The sequence below is a fragment of the Cellulosimicrobium sp. NPDC055967 genome, from assembly GCF_042269845.1.
Taxonomy (GTDB): Bacteria; Actinomycetota; Actinomycetes; order Actinomycetales; family Cellulomonadaceae; genus Cellulosimicrobium.
In genome coordinates this window covers 45,802-66,026 of sequence record NZ_JBHJYJ010000011.1, presented here as the reverse complement: position 1 = coordinate 66,026, position 20,225 = coordinate 45,802, and the positions used below count along the sequence as shown (strand labels likewise).

The 20,225-nt window shown below is 76.6% G+C and carries 16 protein-coding genes; 7 read left to right on the top strand and 9 right to left on the bottom strand.

The window, feature by feature from the left end:
* Positions 1 to 571: 571 nt before the first annotated feature.
* The 3 genes from ACFC2L_RS14615 to ACFC2L_RS14605 all read right to left on the bottom strand — a co-directional run bounded on the left by ACFC2L_RS14615 (position 572) and on the right by ACFC2L_RS14605 (position 3,334).
* The gene (locus ACFC2L_RS14615; protein WP_375825010.1) at positions 572 to 1,438 is read right to left on the bottom strand and encodes an alpha/beta fold hydrolase; all 867 of its coding nucleotides are present in this window, start codon (positions 1,436 to 1,438) and stop codon (positions 572 to 574) included.
* Positions 1,439 to 1,577: 139 nt separating this feature from the next.
* Positions 1,578 to 2,687 (bottom strand): hypothetical protein, encoded by a 1,110-nt coding sequence (locus tag ACFC2L_RS14610; protein ID WP_375825009.1) that lies wholly within the window; start codon positions 2,685 to 2,687, stop codon positions 1,578 to 1,580.
* On the bottom strand, positions 2,684 to 3,334 hold the full coding sequence (locus ACFC2L_RS14605) for an RNA polymerase sigma factor (protein ID WP_375825008.1): 651 nt from the start codon (positions 3,332 to 3,334) through the stop codon (positions 2,684 to 2,686). The genes ACFC2L_RS14610 and ACFC2L_RS14605 overlap by 4 nt, the downstream gene beginning before the upstream one ends.
* Before the next feature lie 138 nt (positions 3,335 to 3,472).
* On the opposite strand from ACFC2L_RS14605, the gene ACFC2L_RS14600 reads away from it, so the two are divergent.
* Together ACFC2L_RS14600 and ACFC2L_RS14595 are read left to right on the top strand one after the other, a co-directional pair.
* The gene (locus tag ACFC2L_RS14600) at positions 3,473 to 4,738 is read left to right on the top strand and encodes a hypothetical protein (RefSeq protein WP_375825007.1); all 1,266 of its coding nucleotides are present in this window, start codon (positions 3,473 to 3,475) and stop codon (positions 4,736 to 4,738) included.
* A 229-nt stretch (positions 4,739 to 4,967) separates the two neighbouring features.
* On the top strand, positions 4,968 to 5,642 hold the full coding sequence (locus tag ACFC2L_RS14595) for a histidine phosphatase family protein (protein ID WP_375825006.1): 675 nt from the start codon (positions 4,968 to 4,970) through the stop codon (positions 5,640 to 5,642).
* A 102-nt stretch (positions 5,643 to 5,744) separates the two neighbouring features.
* Here the strand turns inward: ACFC2L_RS14595 and ACFC2L_RS14590 are convergent, their stop codons facing one another.
* Entirely contained in the window at positions 5,745 to 6,203 is a 459-nt protein-coding gene (locus tag ACFC2L_RS14590) for a DUF6194 family protein (protein ID WP_375825005.1), read from the bottom strand.
* 36 nt (positions 6,204 to 6,239) lie between these two features.
* On the opposite strand from ACFC2L_RS14590, the gene ACFC2L_RS14585 reads away from it, so the two are divergent.
* Entirely contained in the window at positions 6,240 to 7,043 is an 804-nt protein-coding gene (locus ACFC2L_RS14585) for a MerR family transcriptional regulator (protein ID WP_375825004.1), read from the top strand.
* Positions 7,044 to 7,170: 127 nt separating this feature from the next.
* On the top strand, positions 7,171 to 9,060 hold the full coding sequence (locus ACFC2L_RS14580) for a glycerophosphodiester phosphodiesterase family protein (protein WP_375825003.1): 1,890 nt from the start codon (positions 7,171 to 7,173) through the stop codon (positions 9,058 to 9,060).
* 64 nt (positions 9,061 to 9,124) lie between these two features.
* On the opposite strand, the gene ACFC2L_RS14575 is transcribed toward ACFC2L_RS14580, so the two are convergent.
* Positions 9,125 to 10,498, bottom strand: a complete 1,374-nt coding sequence (locus tag ACFC2L_RS14575) for a hypothetical protein (protein WP_375825002.1) — start codon at positions 10,496 to 10,498, stop codon at positions 9,125 to 9,127.
* A 66-nt stretch (positions 10,499 to 10,564) separates the two neighbouring features.
* Positions 10,565 to 11,398, bottom strand: a complete 834-nt coding sequence (locus tag ACFC2L_RS14570) for a VOC family protein (protein WP_375825001.1) — start codon at positions 11,396 to 11,398, stop codon at positions 10,565 to 10,567.
* 150 nt (positions 11,399 to 11,548) lie between these two features.
* Here ACFC2L_RS14570 and ACFC2L_RS14565 point away from each other — a divergent pair, with 150 nt between their 5' ends.
* Positions 11,549 to 12,868, top strand: a complete 1,320-nt coding sequence (locus ACFC2L_RS14565; RefSeq protein WP_375825000.1) for an endonuclease/exonuclease/phosphatase family protein — start codon at positions 11,549 to 11,551, stop codon at positions 12,866 to 12,868.
* A gap of 327 nt (positions 12,869 to 13,195) precedes the next feature.
* Complete coding sequence (locus ACFC2L_RS14560) at positions 13,196 to 14,341, top strand: ScyD/ScyE family protein (protein ID WP_375824999.1); 1,146 nt, start codon at positions 13,196 to 13,198, stop codon at positions 14,339 to 14,341.
* A 103-nt stretch (positions 14,342 to 14,444) separates the two neighbouring features.
* Here the strand turns inward: ACFC2L_RS14560 and ACFC2L_RS14555 are convergent, their stop codons facing one another.
* Complete coding sequence (locus ACFC2L_RS14555) at positions 14,445 to 14,987, bottom strand: hypothetical protein (protein ID WP_375824998.1); 543 nt, start codon at positions 14,985 to 14,987, stop codon at positions 14,445 to 14,447.
* Positions 14,988 to 15,084: 97 nt separating this feature from the next.
* Entirely contained in the window at positions 15,085 to 16,578 is a 1,494-nt protein-coding gene (locus tag ACFC2L_RS14550; RefSeq protein WP_375824997.1) for a pyridoxal phosphate-dependent decarboxylase family protein, read from the bottom strand.
* A gap of 171 nt (positions 16,579 to 16,749) precedes the next feature.
* Between ACFC2L_RS14550 and ACFC2L_RS14545 the strand changes: the two genes are divergently transcribed.
* The gene (locus ACFC2L_RS14545; RefSeq protein ID WP_375824996.1) at positions 16,750 to 17,403 is read left to right on the top strand and encodes a chitinase; all 654 of its coding nucleotides are present in this window, start codon (positions 16,750 to 16,752) and stop codon (positions 17,401 to 17,403) included.
* 158 nt (positions 17,404 to 17,561) lie between these two features.
* Here ACFC2L_RS14545 and ACFC2L_RS14540 read toward each other — a convergent pair whose 3' ends face one another.
* Positions 17,562 to 20,174 carry an alpha/beta hydrolase-fold protein gene (locus tag ACFC2L_RS14540; protein WP_375824995.1) on the bottom strand — a complete coding sequence of 871 codons (2,613 nt, stop codon included), beginning with the start codon at positions 20,172 to 20,174 and terminating at the stop codon, positions 17,562 to 17,564.
* Between the last annotated feature and the right edge of the window lie 51 nt (positions 20,175 to 20,225).

Here is a 20,225-nt window from a genome sequence, read left to right as displayed (position 1 = left end):
GGGGACTCCTTCCGGGCGTACGGGGTCGTCCGGGCGGCTCGCGGGCGCGCCGGACCGGCGTGCCGGCGCTCGCCGTCACGCTGACCGGCGCCACGTGGGCGCGCGGAGTCTCCCCGGGTGGTGCTGTGGGGGGGTGCACTGTGGGCAGGACTGGGTCGTGCGGGGGTGTCCCGCGTCGCAGAGGGTCGAGTGAGGTGCTCGGTCGTGCGGGGCTCGTCTCGCAGCCGGTGGGAGACCGACCGTGGGGCGAGGTCCGGGACCGCCGTGGTCCCGCCGGGGCACGCGTCGGTGCGCGCCGTCGGCTGTCGGTCCGGACGCCGCGCTCCCCTGCCCGACGTCCGGTCCCCTGGTCGGTTCCAGGGGCAACGAGGTTTATGACACCGCAGTCAGGGGTGGATGTCAACAGTTGGTCGAAAGTTGTGTCGACAACAAGCAAAAGTCCCGAGTCAGTCGACACTTCTCGGTGACACCGGCCGGAGACATACCGAGCACGGGGCAGCCGACCGCGCCTCGGGGAGGCGGTCGACCACCCCGTGCTCGGGGGTCGTTCGGGGCGCGCGACGCGCGCGGGTCAGGCGTCGAGCACCTCGCGCAGGGCAGCGGCGAACGCCGCCGGGTCGTTGTGCGGCGACCACTCGCTGACCATGAAACCGCCGTGGTCGCCGGGGAAGGTCACCGCCTCGACGCCCAGCAGCTCCGCGAGCGCCGCGCCGCCCCGCCAGGCGAGCGTGCCCTCGCCCTGCGCGCTGACCGCCGGCACGACCCGCGTCCCCGACGCCCGCAGCACCGCGCCGTCCGGTGCCCAGGCGGGCATCGTCGCGAGGTTCCTGCCGAGGAGCAGGTCGTCCCGCGACCCGTCGTCGGCCGTGGGGAAGCCGAACATCGCCGGGTCCGGCGCCGGCCGGCCGAGGTAGTCGGCCGGCAGCGGGCCCACGTGGCTGACGAGCGCGACGAACTTCGCCATCGCGGGACCGAAGCCGTCCCGGCCGTACGTCGCGACGATGTCCGCCTGGACCGTGGTCGCGAGCGCGGCGTCCTCGAGGAGCGGCGTGATCGGCGGCTCGTGCGACACGAACGTCCGCACGTCCCCCGGGTACCGCTCGACCCACGACAGCCCGACCACGCCGCCCCCGCTCGACCCGAAGACGTCCACCGTGCCCAGGCCGGCCGCCGTCACCACCGCGTGCAGGTCGTCGGCGTGCGCCTCGACCGGGACCTCCCCGTCGGACGCGAGCGTGCTGCGCTCGGTGCCGCGCGGGTCGTACGTGACGACCACCCGGTCGTCGAGGAGCCCGGCGAGCTGCTCGAACCCGGACGCCGCCATGGGCGACCCCATGACGACGACCGGGCGCCGGTCGCCCGCGACGTCCGGCGTCCAGACGTCGTAGGCGACGACGGCTCCGGGCACGTCCAGGGTGTAGGTCGTGCGCTCGCTCATGGCGTCCTCCGTGTCGTCGCGCCCGCGGCCGTGCACCGGGGCTCCCGTGCCTTCTGACGACCGCCGCACCGAGAACTCATCGGCGGCGGCGCCCGACCGCTCGGGCCGTCGCCGCCGCCGACTCCTCAGCCGTCGCTGCTCAGCTCGTCAGGCGCGCGAACTCGTCCTGCGAGACCTCGCGCAGGCCCGCGACCGACGGCTCGAGGAGGGCGAGCGACGCGTCGTCCCGCGGGTGCCAGGTGTAGTCCGACGTCGTGACCGACAGGCTCGGCTCCGTGGCGCCGTCGAGGAGGTAGTGCTCGGTCCGCTCGTCGGACAGCGGCAGGTGCGTCTCGTCGTCGAAGCACGCGGCCCGCGTCCAGTCGACGGTGCCCGGCGCGCCGTCGACCCACATCGACGCCTCGCCCGCGGGAGCCGCCGACCCGGGACCGGAGAGCTCGAAGCACGTCGCCGCGCGCCCACCGACCGTCCGCGCCTCGGGGCCGCTCGTGACGACGCCCGGCTGGTCGGCGAGCGCCTGGATCGCGTCCATCTGCGCAGCCAGGTCCGTCATCTGCGCGGTGAGCTGCTCCCGGATGGTGCCCTCCTGGATGTCGTCCCAGTTCTCGACCGGCAGCGTGAACCGCGTGTAGACACCGGCCGCGGGGCTCACCCACCAGTACGTCATCTGCCCCTCCGGCCCGGCCGGGTCGGCGTGCTTGACCTCCTCGACGCCCACCATGGGGGCGGCGACCGACGCCGCGGAGTCCTGCTCGGAGACCCAGCGGGTCGCGCTCCCGTCGCCGGCCGTGAAGGTCCGGTCCGCGGACGTGTCGAGCTCGCTCTCCCCGGGGTGCTGGACGCCGAACGTCGACCCGACCTCCAGCACGAGGGTCGAGAGGTCGACGTCCTGGACGGCGGTGCGCGCCCTCTCGACGTACGCGACGGCGGCCACCACGGTGCCGTCGGTGCCCGGGTCCTCCCCGACGACGCCGTCCCGCACCTCCGCGGTCGGCGACGGCGCGGCCACGGGCTCGGCGTCGGGCCCGGACCCCGGGGTGAGGCCGGGCAGGGCGAGCGCGCCCGCGAGGACGGCGCCGGCACCCACGGCACCGACCGCCGCGACACGGACGGTCCGGCGCCTCCGGCTCAGCGCCCCGGGGCGCTCGCCCGCGGTGCGGGCGTGGACGGCGGCGAGGACGGCGTCGAACGGGACGTCCGCGTCGGGGCGGGCGCTCTCGGTGCGCAGGCGGTGGATCGGGTCGTTCACGGGGTCGTCCCTTCTCGGGGTGAGTCGACGGTGGTGCCGGCCGTGGCCGCCGTCGCGGTGGCGTACGACGGCGCGGCCGGTGACGGTCGCGGCACGGACCGGCTCGGGGTCCGGCTCGGTGACCGGCTCGGCGTGGCCGCGGACCGGTCGAGCTCGGCGTAGAGGCGCGCGAGGCGCTCCTTGGCGCGCCGCACCCGCACGGACGCGGTGTTGGGCCGGCACCCGAGAGCCTCGGCGAGCTCGGGGACGGACAGGTCCTCGAGCACGAGGAGCCGGAGGACCTCCTGGTCGCGCACGGGCAGCTGCGCGAGCAGCCGCTCGGCGGCGTCCTGCCCGACGACGTCGCCCGCATGGTCCGGGACGCTCGCCGGGAGGACACCGGTGACGCGGCGGGCGAGCGCGGCCCGGCGCGAGCCCGCGCGCAGGTGGTTCGCCATGACGTTGCGCGTGACCCGCAGGAGCCACCCGAGCTCGTACGGCGGCACCTCCGTGATCCGGCGCCAGGCCACCACGAAGACCTCGCACACGACGTCCTCCGCGTCCTGCGGGGACAGCCGCGTCGCCGCGCACCGGTACACGGACCGCGCATGGTCGCGGTAGAGGCGGTCGAGGCGCTCGCGCGCCTCCGCCTCGGGGGGTGGGGACATCCGCCCTCGCTCCTGTCGTCGTCCTCGACGCCGCCCCGCGCGGCGCTCCGCAAGGGGATGTCCGGCAGGCTGCCCAGGATGACAGCCGGGACGAACCGGTCGGTGCGGCCGGCGGCACGGTGCCACTACCCTCGCAGGATGCCGTCATCGAGGACCGTCCCCGCCGTCGTCGTCGCCGGAACGCTCACCGCCGTCCTCTGGGTGGTCACGGGCCGCCTCGGGGACTGGCTGTCCGGGGCGTCGCTCCCCGTCCCCGGCGCCGTCGTCCGCGCGCTGCTCCCCCACCCGACCGCGTCCGTCGCGGGCGGTGCACCCGTGTCCGGGAGCACGCTGCTCACGGCGGCGCTCGCGGGGGCGATCGTCGCCGCCGGCACGCAGCTCGTGCTGCGGCGCCTGCCGTCGGGCACCGGCCGCTGGGCGACGTTCCTCGGCGTCTGGTTCACCGTCGTCGCCGCGTCGGCGCTCGCCGCGACGGCCGCGTGGTTCGCCGGGGTGACGCTGCCGTGGCGCGCCGACACGATCACGGAGCTCGTCGCCACCGCGCTCGGCGGGTGGTGGGGCCTCGTGAACGGCCTGCTCGTCGGGCTCGCGGTCGTCGTGACGCGCGCGCTGACCGACCGCCGCGACGACCCGGCGGGCACGCGGCACACCCGCGCCCCCGCGACGGTGCGCGCCTGGCCCGCCGCCCTCGCGGCAGGCACGGCGACGGGCGTGCTCTGGGCGGCCGCCGGCGTCGGGCGGACCCTGCTCCCCGGGGCGTCCGACCCGCAGTCCCCGTGGGGCGTCGCCCGGGACGTCGTGCTGCTGCCCTCCGCACGGCTCGCCGTCGACCGGGACGCGCTCCTCGCCGACCCGGTGCACCTCGTGCTGCCGCTCGGGGTCGGGCTGGCCGTGGGCCTGCTCACCGCGCTCGCCGCGCGCCGCCTGCCCCCGGCGGAGGGCCGCTGGGCGCTCCTGCTCTCCGCCTGGTTCGCGTGCGTCGCGGGCGCGGCGCTCGCCGCAGCGGTGCCCGTCGTCGTCTCGACCGTCACCTCCGGCGGCGTCCTGCCCGACGCCGGGCGCGTCCTCCCCGTCCTGCAGGCGGGCCTGGCGTGGGGCCTGGTGTGCGGGGTGCTCGTCGCGCCGCTCGCGGTCGTCGTCCACCGGGCGGCCGGCGCGGTGCCGGACGCCGCCGGGGACGCCGAGGAGCCGTGGCCCGCACCCGCCGCGACGCCCGCGGCCCACTCGGAGGAGCACGGCGCCGCACCGGGCGCGGGCGGGTCGTCGACGGAGCCCGCGGACGCGGCCGACCGCTCCGACGGCTCGACCGACTCGGACGGCTCGGACGGCTCGGACGGCTCCGACGGCTCGGATCGCGAGCGGGCGGCGCGCCCCGAGCGCGACGAGGTCCCCGCGTCCGTGTGACGGTCGCCGGGTCGCGAGGCTCGCCCAGTCCGCCCAGCCGCCGGTCCTCAAGGCCGCCGTGCGGCGGTGCCGGTGCGCCGCTGCGCCACCGTGCCGCGGCGCGTCCGGCCCGCGGCGTTCCGGCGTCGGCCACGCGTTCGTCACCGGGACGTCGTCGTCACGACACCGGGACCACCTAGCGTCGGCCGTGACCAGCAGACCGGGACGACCGGAGAGGGGCACAGCGACGATGACCCTGACGATCACGCTCGTACGACACGGGCAGACCTACCTCAACGCACGGCGCCACCTGCAGGGGTCGTGCGACTCCCCCCTGACCCGCACGGGGCGCGCAGGCGTGCGCGTCACCGCGCAGCACCTCGCGCGGCACGACTTCGCGGCCGCGTACTCCTCGCCGCAGGGCCGCGCGGTCCTCACGGCGATGGAGATCCTGCGCCACCACCCCGACCTCCCGCTGACCGTCGACCACGACCTGCGCGAGCTGTCGTTCGGCTCGTACGAGCGGCGCCCGGAGTCCCACCTCGACGCGGTCGAGCCGTGGGCCGAGCTCGTGCCGCGCATGCTCGCCGGCACGCACCCCGGCGTCGGCGGCGGCGAGCCCGGCAGGGACTTCATGACCCGGGTGCGCGACGTCTTCGCACGGGTCGTCGCCGCGCACGACGACGCGTCCCGCCCCGGTGCGGTGCTCGACCGGCACGTGCTCGTCGTCGGGCACGGTCTCACGCTCGGCGCGTGGCTCGCGACGCTCGACCCGTCCGGCCTCGCGGCGCTGCCCAACGCGTCGGTGTCCACCGTCGAGGTGACCGACGGCGTCCCGCGCGTCCTCGCGGTCGGCGTCGACGTCGCCGGGCACGGCCGCGTCGCCGCACGCCCCGCGCCGTCGGGCGCCGCCGTCCCCGTCTGAGCCATTCCCGCCGAGCACGGGGTTGCTGTCGATATCCGGTCGAGAACGACAGCAACCCCGTGGTCGGCACGGTGCGACCTCGTGGTCGACCGACGCTCGTCGCTACCGCGCGGTGCGGCGGGCGGCGCGGGCGCGGGCGTCGTCGTGGGCGGCGCGCAGCAGGTCGAGGACGAGCGCGGTCGTGCGCTCGCCCGGGTTGACGACGCACACCCAGCCGAGCGCGCCGTAGACGGGGTGCGGCACGACGACGTCGGTCGCCCTCGTCTCCGTCGGCTCGCCGTCGCGCGGGTCGTCGCCCACGAGCTCGCGGAACCGGTCGCGGCCCACGTGCACGTTGACCCTCCACCGGCCCTCCTCGTCGAGGCGCGACGTGGTGTCGTCGGGGTAGTCCTTCGTCACGACCGTGCCGTACGGCTGCCCGTGCGGGATCACGCCGTCGGGGGCGTGGTAGAAGAAGTGGTCGCCCCACGCCAGCTCGGGGAACTCGCTGCCGGGGCCGGGCGAGAGCACGAGGACGCCGTCGAGGGACCGGACCGTGTCGAGGATCTGCTCCATACTCATGGTTCGAGTGTGGGCTTGAAGTCCATGTGGAGGGTTGTGACGGAGGAGTCGCGGAGCGATCCGTCCGGCGGGGTGGGTGGTGCCCCGCTGCGGACGTCCGACGTCGCGCGCGCGACCGGGTGGTCCGTCCAGCAGGTGCGGGACCTGGAGGCGCTCGGCGTCCTGCCGCCCGCGGGCCGGTCCGCGAACGGCTACCGCACCTTCGGCGACGAGCACGTCCTGGCCCTGCGCGCGTACCGCGGTCTCGCGGCCGCCGTCGGGCCGGTCGAGGCGCGGCAGGTGCTGCGCACCGTGCGCGCGCTGCCCCGGGACGAGGCGACGGCGCTCGTCGGCGCGCTGCACGTGACCCTCGCGAGGGAGCGCGACGAGGCGCTCGCCGCCCGGCACGCGCTCCTCGCCATCCGGGCGGAGCACGACGCCCCGGCCGGCGGCGACCCGACCGCGGGACCGGGCGACGCCCACGCGTCCGTCCTCACGATCACGCAGCTCGCGGCCGCGCTCGGGGTGCACGCGTCGACGCTCCGGTTCTGGGAGCGCGAGGGGCTCCTCGCGCCGGACCGCGTCGCGTCGCGCGCGGGGTCGGTCTCGGCCCGCCGCTACCCGCCCGCCGCGGTCCGTGAGGCCCGCGTCGTCGCGGCTCTGCGGGCGGCCGGGTACCGGGTCCCGGACGTCCGCCGCGCGATCGACGCGCTGCGGCGGACGACCGGCCCGGTCGACGTGGCCGACCCGCTCGCCGCGCTGGACGGCCGTCTCGACACGATCGCGCGCCGGACCGTCGCGCTCCTCGAGGCCGGGCACGACGTCGCGCGCCTGCTGACGGGCACGCCGCCGCCCGCGTGACCCTCGCGGCGGCCCCCACGGGCACCCGACACCTGCCCGTCCCTCCGGCGTCGCCCGGAGTCCACCGGACCGTCACGCGGCATTCCTAGCGTCGCCGGGGCAACCGTCCCGACGTTCGGAGGAACCGATGACGACCACCCGACGCCGCGCCGTGCGCGGTACCGCCGCCGCGCTGGCAGGAACCCTGCTCGCGAGCACGCTCGTCGCCGCGGCGGCCACGACCGCGACCGTCCCGTTCGCCGCCCCGGCCGCCGCCGAGCCGGGCGACGTGCTGCTCACCGAGTCGTTCGACGGCGACACCCTCCCGAAGGGCTGGACACCCGTGCTGGGCGACTGGCAGGTGCGGGACGGCCGGCTCGTCGGCGACGCGCCCGACGGGTCGTCGCCCGCGCGCATCGTCTTCGGACGGTCGGCGGAGAACTACCGCCTCGACGCGACGCTGCGCTTCGAGAGCGTGGACAACGCGTCGCGCTGGGCGGGCGCGATCCTCGACGTCGCGCCCGACGGCGCGGTCCCGTGGTGGCAGGCGGTCCTGCGCAGCACGACGACCGCGCACAACGGCGTCGAGATCGCGCAGCGGACGGCCGCGGACGCGTGGAACGTCCCGTACACGGCGTCCGCCCCGGCGGACGCGGCAACGGGTCGCGACGTGCACCTCTCCGTCGAGGTGCAAGGCACCTCGGTCACCTACGCGCTCGACGGGAAGACCCTGCTGGAGGGGCGGATCGACCGGTCCCGCGACGGCGCGCTCGGCTTCGTGACCGCGGGCGCGACCGTGAGCGTCGACGACGTCACCGTCACCGAGATCGAGCCCGCGTCCTACGTCGGCGGCGACGGGGAGCTCCCCGTCACGGTCGCGCACCGCGGGTACTCGTCGGTCGCGCCGGAGAACACGCTCGCCGCGGTGGCAGCGGGCATGCGCAGCGGCGCCGAGTACGTCGAGATCGACGTGCACACCACCGCGGACGGCCTGCCCGTGGTGCTCCACGACCAGACCGTGGACCGCACGACCGAGGGCTCGGGCGACGTCGCCGTGCTGCCCGGGGCGCAGGTCAGCGCGCTCGACGCCGGGTCGTGGTTCTCCCCCGCGTTCGCCGGTCAGCACCTGCCGACGTTCGCGCAGGTGCTCGACCTCCTGGAGACCGGCTCGTCGACCCTCCTGCTGGAGATCAAGGGGCCGGAGACGTCCGCCGAGGTCGAGCGGGTCGTGGACATGGTCGTCGAGGCCGGGCTCGAGGACCGCGTGGTCCTGCAGTCGTTCGACGTCGCCGCGCTGCGGTCCGCGCGCGAGCACGCGCCGCAGATCCCGCGCGGGCTGCTGCGCGGCTCGCTCGACGCCGACCCCGTCGCCGTGGCGCAGGACCTCGGGGCGGTCATGTACAACCCGTCGGCGAGCGCGCTGCTCGCGCGCCCGAGCGTCGTCGCGGACCTCAACGAGGCCGGCATCGCCGTGATGCCGTACACCGTGAACTCGGCGGCCGACTGGGCCCGGCTCACCGAGATCGGGGTCGACGGCGTCATCACCGACCGTGCGGGCGCGTTCATCGGCTGGAAGCAGGCGCGCGAGCAGGAGGCACCGGCACCCGCCGCGCCGACGGTCGAGCTCGTGAGCCCGGCCGAGGGCGCCGAGGTCGAGCGCGGCGGGACGCTCGTCGTCGCCGCGAGCGCCACGGACGCAGACGAGCTCGTCGTCTCGCTCGACGGCGAGCCGGTCGCCAACGGCGCGGCCGTCGCCGCCGCGGACCTCGCGCTCGGCGAGCACACCGTCTCCGCCACTGCCCGGGGCGCGGGCGGCGAGGCGACGGCGGAGCGCACGGTCGTCGTCACGGTCTCGCCCGAGGGCCTGCGTGCCCGTGTCGCGGTGCTCGACCTCCCGCCCGGCCAGCTCGTGGGCGCGATCACCGCGGTCGAGGCGGGGCGCTGGGAGTCGGTGCGGCGGACGGTCGAGAAGTTCGTCGACGACGCGGCCACGCGCGAGCGCCTGCTCGAGGAGATCGCGCACCTCGACGGCCGCTGACGCGCGGGACACCGCGGGCAGCGGGTCCGTCCCCGGTCGGCACGACGGCCGGGGACGGGCCCGCTCACGCGTCGGACAGGAAGCGGCGCCGGTCCGAGCGGGCCGACCCCAGCCCGGCCCAGCCGGCGAGCGCGAGCACACCGCCCGCGACCCAGACGACGACGGACCAGTCGGGCGGGCCGTCCGACCCGACGACGGCGCCGTCGGTGGCGAGGATCGTCGCCCCGAGCCCGAGCAGCCCGAGGCCCAGCACGACCAGGACCACGTCCCGGGCCGTCTTCCCAGCCCCGCGCCGGGGCGCGCGGGCCGCGAGCGCCGCCTTCTCCTGCGGGGTGAGGGGCGCCGTCGGGCCGAGGGGCTGGACGCGCTCCGCTCCGTGCCGGAACCGGGCGGGGTCCGCGACGGCCTCGACGAGCGCGGACGGCAGGCCCAGGAGGTACGTGAGGTCGGCGACGGGGTCGCCGGGCCACGTCGACGCGGCCAGCAGCGCGCGCAGTCTGCCCGGGTCGCGCGGCTCGCCGAACACCTCGACGAGCGTGTCGTACGCGCCCTCGGTCCCGGAGGTCGACAGGTCCGTCCACGTGTCGTTCCAGCTCCCGAAGACCCACGGGCGCCCGCGCGTGGTGAGCGTCCAGGACACCCCGGTCCCCGCGCGCTCCAGGCTCACCATCGCCTCCCCGGCGCGCAGGCCGCGCTCGATCGTCGAGCGCGCGCGGAACTCCCCGCCGAGCGCCGCCGTGAACGCCTCCCGCACGTCGTCGTCCGGCTCGCCCGGGACGGGCGCGGGCGGACGTTCGAGCGTCCAGACTGTGGTGCGCTCGTCGGTCGCGCGCACCGACGCCGTCCCGGCCCGCCGCACCGCCGCGCGCACGAACGCGGCGTCGGCGCGCACGAGCTGGACGACGGCGTCGGGCGCTGCCGAGTCGGTCGCGGGGAGGTCGGCGAGCGCGGTGAACGCGTCCAGCAGGTCGTCGGGGTGCTCGAGCTCCCGCAGGCTGTCCGGCGCGGTCGCCGCGTCCCGCAGCCCGACGAGCGCGTCGACGGCCGCGAGGACGTGGCCCGGGTCGTCGTCGAGCCGCATGGTGTGGTCGGTGCTCGTCCCGGACGCGTCCACGGGCGCCCAGGTGACGGCGACGGGCGCGGCGACGGGGTCCGGTCGGGCCGCGAGGATCGCGCTGACGCCCTCGGGCAGCAGGTCCGACCCGGTGTCGAGCTGCACGACCCACGGCGCCGGGACCAGCTCGTCGACGCGCGCGAGCGCCTGCGCGACCGTCGCGGGCGCGCCGGGGTCGCGGCCGGTCTCGACGTCGACCTCCGTGTCGACCTCCGCGAAGGTCCAGCCGCGCTCGTCCGTGGGGCCCACGCGCCCGTACTCGAGGCGCGCGGTGCGCAGACGGTCGACGACCTGGGCGTGCGGGGTGCGGGTGACGACGTTCACGGCGTCATGATGCCGCACGCGCGCGGCCAGGACGGCGCGGCGACCACGCCGCGCCTGGTCGGTGCGTCAGAAGCCCTCGGGCGGGGTGAACTGCGACAGCGTGAGGACCGCGCCCTGCGGGTCGCGCACCTGGGCCTCGCGCGTCCACTCCGTGTCGGCCGACGAGAGCACGACCGCGCCCGCGCGCTCGGCGGCCGCGGCGGCGGCGTCCCGGTCGGCGACGGCGAACGTCACCGTGTGCCGCGCGGGCCCGCCGTCCTCGACCACGCCGGCCACGACGTCCCGGAACCCCGGCGGCGCGCCCTCCTGGTTCGCGTCGATCTCCGGGTAGACGGTCCGGGCGAGGTGGTCGCCGTAGCCCTCGACGCGGGCCATGCCCGCGCCGAGCCCCGGGTCCACCTCCCACCCGAGGAGGGGGCCGTAGAAGTGCAGCGCCCGCGCGACGTCGGGCGTGTGCAGCACGCTGAAGTTCCACGTGCCCGGCTCGTTGACCCGCTGCGCCCCGACGCGTGTCCCGGGCTCCCAGAGCCGGAACGTCGCGCCCTGCGGGTCGCGGACGGACGCCATGCGCCCGGGCGGCCCGACCGTCGTCGGGCCGTCGAGGACCTCCCCGCCCAGGTCGGGGACGCCGCGGGAGGACGCGTCCACGTCGTCGACCGCGACGTACGTGATCCAGCCCGGCTCGCCGGTCCCGGACGCGACCGCGGCGACGTCCTGCCCGCCGAGCGAGGCGACGACGTACCGCTCCCCCGTGCCGGGCGGGAGCCTCTCCTCGAAGTCCCACCCGAAGAGGGCGCCGTAGAACGCGAGCGCGGCGTCGACGTCGGGCTGCTCGGTGTCCACCCAGCACGGCACGCCGTGCGGGTAGGTGCGGGTCGGCCGGGACTGCGTGGTGTCCATGCCTCAGGGTCCCACCGCGCGCCCACACCGGCAGGGCCACCGGGGCGTTCACCCGCCGGTCACCTCGCCGCCCTTCCCCGCGGGGGCGGGCGTGCGTACGGTGACGAGGAACCTCTCGACGACCACCGTCCCCGACGACGAGGAGCCACCGTGTCCACGAGACCCGCTCACCCCGCCCCCACCCCCCGCGCCGCCCGGGTACCCGCCCGCGCCGTCCCCGTCGCCCTGGCCCTCGCCCTGTCCGTCGCCCTCACCGGGGGCGCCGTCGGCGCCGCGGCGAGCCCCGCCGTCGCGCACGACGGCCACGCGAGCGGGCACGGGAACGGCCACGGTCACGACCGCGGGACGCTCCGCGTCGCGACGTACAACGCGAGCCTGAACCGCGCCGCGGCGGGCGAGCTCGAGGCCGACCTCTCGACGCCCGACGACCCGCAGGCCGCGACGATCGCCGAGGTGCTCCAGCGCACGCGGCCCGACGTCGTGCTGCTCAACGAGTTCGACTACGTGCCCGACGGGCGCGCGGTCGACCTGTTCCGCGACCACTACCTCGAGGTCCCCCAGGGCGGCGCGGAGCCGATCGAGTACCGCTACGCGTACGTCGCGCCGTCGAACACGGGCGTGCCCAGCGGGTTCGACCTCAACGACGACGGCACGGTCGGCGGCGGCGACGACGCGTTCGGCTTCGGCGCGTTCGAGGGGCAGTACGGCATGGTCGTGCTGTCGCGCTACCCGATCGACACGCGCGGCGTCCGCACGTTCCAGCACTTCCTGTGGAAGGACATGCCCGGCGCGCTCCTCCCCGACGACCCGGCGACGGCCGCGCCCGCGGACTGGTTCACGCCGGAGGAGCTCGAGGTCGTGCGCCTGTCGAGCAAGTCGCACTGGGACGTGCCCGTGCGCGTCGGCCGGGAGACGGTCCACGTGCTCGCGTCCCACCCCACGCCCCCGACGTTCGACGGTCCCGAGGACCGCAACGGGCGGCGCAACCACGACGAGATCCGGTTCTGGGCCGACTACGTGACGCCCGGCAAGGCGTCGCGGTACGTCTACGACGACGCCGGCCGCCGCGGCGGGCTGCACCCGGGCGAGAGCTTCGTCGTCCTCGGCGACCAGAACGCCGACCCGCTCGACGGCGACTCGGTCGACGCGGCGATCGACCAGCTCCTCGACCACCGGCGCGTCCAGGACCCCGCTCCCCGCTCCGACGGCGCCGTCGAGGCGGCCGCGCTCCAGGGCGGCGCGAACGCCACCCACCGCGGCGACCCCGCGCTCGACACCGCCGACTTCGCGGACACCGCGCCGGGCAACCTGCGCGCGGACTACGTGCTGCCGTCACGCGACCTGCGCGTGCGCGACGCCGGGGTGTTCTGGCCGGTCCAGGCCGACCCGCTGTCACGGCTCACCGGGGTCTTCCCGTTCCCGAGCAGCGACCACCGGCTCGTGTGGGTGGACCTGGCGCTCCGCGGCTGACGCGAGAGCCCCCCTCCTCGTCCCAGCGGCCCACCTGTTCGCCCCCGTCGCCCCGGGCGTCCGTCGCCCGGGGCGACGGTCCTGGACCAGGACCGTCGCCGGGTGCACACTCGGAGGTCTGTGCTCACCGCCGACGCACAGCAGACTCCCGGCCGGCGCCTCGTCGGTCGCACGGCACGCCAGCGGCACACCCGGGGCGCGCCACGTCGTCCGGCCCGACGACCACCCCACCCACGTCCCCGGCGCGTCGTGCGCGCGTGCTGCCCGGCAGCACGCCGCCCTGACACGATCCCTCGCGCGCCCGGGACCGCCGGACCTGGAGCATCCATGAGAAGACTGCGCACCACCCTGCCCGCAGGCGTCGCCGCCGCGACCGCCGCCCTCGTGCTCGTCGCGAGCCCCGCCGTCGCGCACGGCGGCAGGCACGACCCGCGCCCGCCCACCGTGACCGACGTCGCGACCGGGCTCGTCACCCCGCTCAGCCTCGCGGTCGGACCGCGCGGCACGACGTACGTCACCCAGAACTTCCCCGGCCTGCTCACGGCGGTCGGGCGCGACGGCACGCCGAGCGTGCTCTACGCGTCGCCGGACGGCGGCGAGGTGGGCGGCGTCTCCTACGACGACCGCCGCATCACGTTCACCGAGACGCAGCTCGGCGAGGAGGGGCCGGTCGCGTCGGAGGTCTCGACGCTGCGCACCGACCGCTGGGGGAACCCGACGGGCACGCCCCGCGTCCTCGCGGACACGTTCGCGTTCGAGCAGGCGAACAACCCCGACGCCGGCGTGACGTACGGCCTGCGCGAGACCGACCCGGCCTGCGTCGCGCAGGTCCCCCCGATGCCCATCCCGGGCCTGTACACGGGGATCGCGGACTCCCACCCGTACGCGACGACCACGTCGCGCGGCACCACGTACGTCGCCGACGCGGGCGCGAACGCGATCCTGTCGATCAGCGACCGCGGGAAGGTCCGCACCGTGGCCGTCCTCCCGGCCCAGCCCGCGGTGGTCACGGCGGAGGCCGCGGCGGCCGTCGGGTGGCCCGACTGCACCGTCGGCGAGACCTACTGGTTCGAGCCCGTCCCCACGGACGTCGAGGTGGGCCCGCGCGGCGTGCTCTACGTGACGACGCTCCCCGGCGGGCCCGAGGACGCGAGCCTCGGCGCGCGCGGCGCCGTCTACACCGTGGACCCGTGGAAGGGGAAGGTGCACCAGCTCGGCTCCGGGTTCGTGGGCGCGACGAACCTCGCCGTGACGGACCGGGGCACGGTCTACGTGAGCGAGCTGTTCGGCGGCAAGATCTCGCAGGTCGGCAAGCGCGGCCCGAGCACGGTCGTCGAGGTCCCGCTGCCCGCAGGTCTCGAGTGGGACGGCAAGGGCCTGCTCGCGACGACGAACGTGCTGCCCGCGGACGAGACGACTCCGCCCGACGGGCACCTCGTGCGCGTCGACCTCGGCAAGCACCGGGGCCGCTGACGGCGGCGGACCGCCGCTGACCGGCCCGCCGCTCGGCCCGGGCGCCCCCGCGACGGCGGGGACGGCCGGGCCGCGTCGTGCCCGCACGTTCGTGGCTCGGCCGTCAGCCCCGGCCGACGGTGAGCGCGAGGACCACCGCGCCGAGCGCGACGGCCAGCCCGACGCCCGCCGCCACGAGACCGACGATCGTCGCGGCGCGGGACCCGGCCGAGGCGCCGACGCTCATGCCGAGGCCCTGGGCCGCCTCGGTGACGATCCGGCGCCCGGCCGCCGTGTCGAAGAGGACGCGCGTCCGCGCCCCCGACCCCTCGTCGACGACCGAGGCGGTGAACGTCGAGCGGACGTCGCCGCGCGCGACGGAGCGCACCCAGCCCCGCTCGGGCTCGACGAACCGCCCGTCGGCGTCGAGCGCCCAGTGGGTGCGCCGCACGACGTCGGTGAGCTCGACCCGCACGCCGTCCGACAGGACGCGCACCTCGTGCGTGACGAGCGTCGCGTAGTAGCTGTGCGAGAAGATCTGCCACCACGCCACGTCCGGGCGGTCGAACCTCAGCTCGAACCCGTCCGGGCGCTCATGGACGATCCGGTAGGGCGTCCCCTCGGCACGCGCACGGACGGCGGCGGCGAGGTCCTCGGCGGTCGGCACGGCAGCGAGTGTAGGCGCCGCGCCCGCGGTCCGGCCGAGCCGGGCCGGGCGGGCCGGGCTGGTCAGGCGGACCGGGCCGCGACGTCGGTGCCCGGTCTCAGCCCGACGACGCCGCACGGCGCAGGGCGTCGAGGCTCACGCGGACGTCGTCGTCCGTCGTCGCCCACGAGCTCACCGACACGCGCAGCACCGCGCGGTCGTGCCACCGTGACCCGGACATCCAGGCGGTGCCGTCGTCGAGGACGCGGCGCACGACGTCCTGGGTGCGCGCGTCGTCCCCGAACGCGGCGCACACCTGGGTGAAGACGACGTCGTTGAGCACGACCGCGCCGTCGAGCGCCCGCATGCCCGCGGCGAACGCGGTCGCGTGGCGGCAGAAGCCGTCCACGAGGTCCGCGACGCCGGAGCGCCCGAGGGCGCGCAGCACCGCCCACACGGGGAACGCGCGCCCGCGGCGCGAGAGCTCGGGCACCTTGTCGAGCGGGTCGCCCGTGTCGCTCTGGATGAGGTAGTCGCCGTGCATCCCCATCGCCGCGCGCAGCGGCGCGGGGTCCGCGACGATCGCGAGCCCGCAGTCGTACGGGACGTTGAGCGTCTTGTGCGCGTCGGTCGCCCAGGAGTCCGCGCCCTCGTACCCCGCGACGAGGTGGCGGTACGACGGCGACGCCGCGGCGAACAGCCCGAACGCGCCGTCGACGTGCACCCATGCGCCGTGCCGGTGCGCCACCTCGACGGCCGCGCCGAACGGGTCGAACGCCCCCGAGTGCACGTTCCCCGCCTGCAGCACGACGATCGTCGGGCCGTCCGGCGCCTCCCGCGAGGCAGAGCCCTGGTCTCGCGAGGTAGAGCCCAGGTCCACCGAGGTAGAGCCCTGGTCCACCGAGGTAGAGGCCCGGTCCTGCGAGGTAGAGGCCCGGTCCCACGAGGTAGAGACCTGGTCCGTCAGCGCCTCGTCGAGCGCGGCGACCGAGATGCGGCCCTGGTCGTCCGCGGCCACGACCTCGGGCGCGCCGAGCCCGAGGTAGGACAGCGCGAGGTCGACCGACTCGTGCCGCTCGGCGCCCACGAGCACGCGGACGCGCGGGGCGCCCGTCAGCCCGTCGCGACGCACGTCCCACCCCGCGCGCCGCAGGACCTCGCCGCGCGCCGCCGCGAGCGCCGTGAAGTTCGCGGTCGTCGCTCCGGTGACGAACCCGACCGCCCCCGTGGCGGGCAGGCCGAGCAGGTCGAGCAGCCACGCGCTCGTCACGTCCTCGACGGCGGTGTGCGCGGGCGTCACGGTGCGCAGCGCCGAGTTCTGGTCCCACGCGCTCGTGAGCCAGTCGGCCGCGAGCGCCGCGGGGTGGCTGCCGCCGATGACCATGCCGTAGAAGCGGCCGGACGGCATGGCCGTGAGGCCGGGACCGCACGCGGTGGCGAGCAGGTCGACGACGTCCGCAGCCGTCGTCGGGCCGTCCGGCAGCTCGGTGCCCAGCGCGGCGACGACGTCGCCGACGGTCGCCTGCGGCGGGACCGGCCGCGTCGTGAGGGAGTCGAGCCACGCCGCGGCGTGCTCGTGCGCCCGCAGGAGGGCGGCGTCGCGGTCGTCCATGACCGGCTCCTGACCGGGCCGGACCGACGCCGGCCCCTCCCGCCAGGCTGGACCCGCCGCGCGTCCGGGTCAACCGCCGGCCGGCACGGGGTTACGCAGGTCTCCTCACGAATCGCCTAGGGTGGGTCGGGGCGCGACGCCGCGCCCACGCCGACCCGACGAGGGGGACCCATGACCGACCCGACGCCGACCGCCGCCACCCTGCCGACGTTCGTCGTGACCGAGCAGCAGTTCGAGGCGATGTTCCCCGAGCGGAGCCCGTTCTACACGTACGCCGGGCTCGTCGCCGCGACGGCCGCGTACCCGGAGTTCGCGACGACGGGCGGCGACCGCGTCGCCCGGCGCGAGGCGGCGGCGTTCCTCGCGAACGTGAGCCACGAGACGCACGGGCTGGTCCACGTGGTGGAGGTGAACACCGCGAACTACCCGCACTACTGCGACCCGTCGCAGCCGTACGGGTGCCCGGCCGGGCAGGACGCGTACTACGGTCGCGGCCCGCTCCAGCTCTCCTGGAACTTCAACTACCGCGCGGCCGGCGAGGCGCTGGGGATCGACCTCCTGGCCGACCCGTGGCTCGTCGAGCAGGACCCGACCGTCGCGTGGCAGACGGCGCTCTGGTACTGGAACACCCGGCCCGGCACGGCGTCGATGACGTGCCACGACGCGATCGTGGGCGAGCACGGCTTCGCCGAGACGATCCGGTCCATCAACGGCCCGCTCGAGTGCGAGGGCGGCAACCCCCGCCAGATGAACAACCGCGTCCGCCTCTTCCGCCACTACGTCGAGATCGTCGGCACCACGACGGGCGACCACCTCACCTGCTGAAGACCTGCCCCCGCCCGCCCCTCCCCGCCGCGCCGAGCACGACGTTGCTGTCGTTATCGCCCGGATAACGACGGCAACGTCGTGCTCGGCAGCGCGCAGGGTCGTGCTCGGCGGCCGGTGCGCCGAATGTGGCGCCCGGCCGTCGTCAGCAGCAGCGGTCAGGCGCAGGTGAGCGCGTCGTACGGGACGACGGCGGTGCGGCCGCCCGCGGTCGCGGTCGCCTCCCCGGCGGGGACGGTCGCGGTCCGGGTCGGGAACGACTGGTAGGCGCTCGTCCCCGGCGCGACGTCCGCGACGACGCGTGAGCCGTACGGCGTGGCGAGCTCGACGTCGACCGGTGCGTCCGCGGTGCTCGTCGCGCGCACCGCGACGTAGGCCTTGCCGGCGAGGCACCGTGCCTGAGCGGTGACGTCGAGCGCCGGGCCCGTACCCCCGCCCGGCACGACGGCGTCCCACGGCACGCGCGCGACGAACACGTCCCCGGCACCCGCGTTGGTCGCGCCCGCGGGCGCGCCGTACGTGAGCCCGGTGAGCAGCGCGGCTCCCTCGCCGGTCGCGCCGGCCGGGTCGGCCGGGTCGGCCGGGTCGGCCGGGTCGGTCCGGTCGGTCGGGTCGGTCGGGTCGGTCGACGTACCCGACCCCGGTGCGGAGGACGCCGGGACCGAGGCCGCGAACAGGTTCGCGTCGTCCCACTCGTCCGCACCGTCGCGCTCGCGCGTGCCGGACTGCGTCGCCTCGCCAGGCGTGCCGTCGGCAGCGACGGGCAGCGTCACGACATCCACCCCGCCGACGGCCGTGCCCAGCGCGCCGTACGTCGTGCCGACGACGAGCACCGCGTCGTCGGCGCCGAGCACGCCCGTCACGCCGCGGTCGTCGGTCGACGTGCCGACCTGCGTCGTCCACAGGACCTCGCCCGCGGGATCGAGCGCCCGCACCACGACGTCGTTGTCCCCGAGGTTCCCGGCCTCGCCGAGCGTCCCGCGCGTGTGCCCGACCGCCACGACCGACCCGTCCGAGCGCGCGACGAGACCGCTGACCTGGTCGTTCTCGCTCGTCGCGACGGCGCGCAGCCACTCCTGCTCGCCGTCCGCGGCGTAGCGCGCGACCCAGCCGTCGTTCGCGCCCGCGTGCTCGGCCCCGGGCATCCCGCCGCCCGACACCCCGCCCACGTACACTGCGCCGTCGGGCGACGCCGCGACCGCGAGCGCCTTGTCCTCGCCGGGCCCGCCCACCTGGCGCAACCACAGCAGCTCGCCCGCCGCGGAGACCCGCCCGACCAGCGCGTCCTTGTCCCCCGCGCTCGGGGCGTCGCCCACCGCGCCGCTCGTGTACCCGGCGACGTAGGCGCCGCCCGCGCCGTCGGACGCGACCGCGTAGAAGCGGTCGGCCGCCCCCGGGTCGCCGGTCTGCAGCGTCCACGCACGGTCGCCGTCGGCGGTCACGGCCGCGACGAACCCGTCGTCGCGCGACGCCCCGGCGTGCTCGCCGTCGAGGTCGCCCTTCGTGTACCCGGCGACGAGCACCACGCCGTCGGCGCCCGGCACGACGCCGTACGCGCGGTCGTCCGCGGCCGTCGCGACCGCGTGCCGCCAGACCTCCGCGCCGTCGGCGTCGCGCCGCACGACGACCGAGTCGAGCCCGCCCGCGGGCTCGTACCCGTCCCACGCGGCGGCGAGGTTCAGCGCGACGGCGGTCCCGCCGTCGGGCAGGGCGGCGACCCCGCCCGCGCGGTCGTCGCCCGCGGAGCCGAGGAGCTCGGCGTCCCACGGCGCGGCGGGCGTGGTGCGCAGGCGCGCCGAGACGTCGACGACCCCCTCGCGGAACGCGGGCCGCCAGACCTCCCAGTCGTGGCCGCCGTCGAGCACGCGCAGCTCGGCCGTCACGCCCGGGACGCGGCGCGCCTGGTTGTAGAGGCGCGCGGACTCGAAGTCGATGTCGTGCGTGGCCTCGGCGGGGTCGGGGTTGGCCCACTCGTCGTCGCCGACGGCGACGAACAGGTGCACCGGGAGCGCCGGGTCGAGCGTCGCGAGCGCGGTCGGGTAGGACAGCTCGGTGTACCGGTCGGCGTCGAACGGCGCGGTGTCGACGCCGTACGCGCCGTAGTCCCGCGCGGAGGAGTCCGCGGGCGGCTGCGGCACGTACACCGCGGGGCTCAGCACGATGCCCGCGGAGAACGTGTCCTGGTGCGCGAGCGTGAACCGCAGCGCGCCCGCACCACCCATGGAGTACCCGCCGACGGCGCGCGCCTCGCGGTCCTCGACCGTGCGGTAGGTCGCGTCGACGTGCGCGACGAGGTCGCGCGTGAACGCCGTCTCGACGGCGGTTCCGGCGCCGGCGCCCGTCGCGTCCCCGGTATAGAGCGAGTCCGTGTACCAGGAGCCGCGGTCGTTCCACGGCGCGTCGGGCATGACGACGACCATCGGTTGGATCTCGCCCGCCCCGATGAGCTCGTCGAGGTCGCCCGTGACCTGCTGCCACGCGGCCTGCGTGTCGCCACGGCCGTGCAGCAGGTAGAGCGTCGGGTACTCCTGCTCCGCGTCGTCGTAGCCGGGCGGCAGGTAGACCGTGTAGTCGATCGGCCCGGCCGCGGAGTCCGCGACCCGCCCCGCCTCGACCGTGCCCTGCTCCGCCGCCGTCGCGGGCAGCGCGAGCCCCAGCCCGCCCAGCCCGACGGCGAGGGCCAGCGCCGTCCCGACCGCCGTCGTCCCCAGCCGTCGGCCCGGCCGTGGTGCCGACCCGCGCTGCGCCGGGTCTCGTGGTGCTGCGTCCATCGTGTTCTCCTCGTCGAGATCCGTGAATGTGCTGCCCCCTCCCCCTACCCC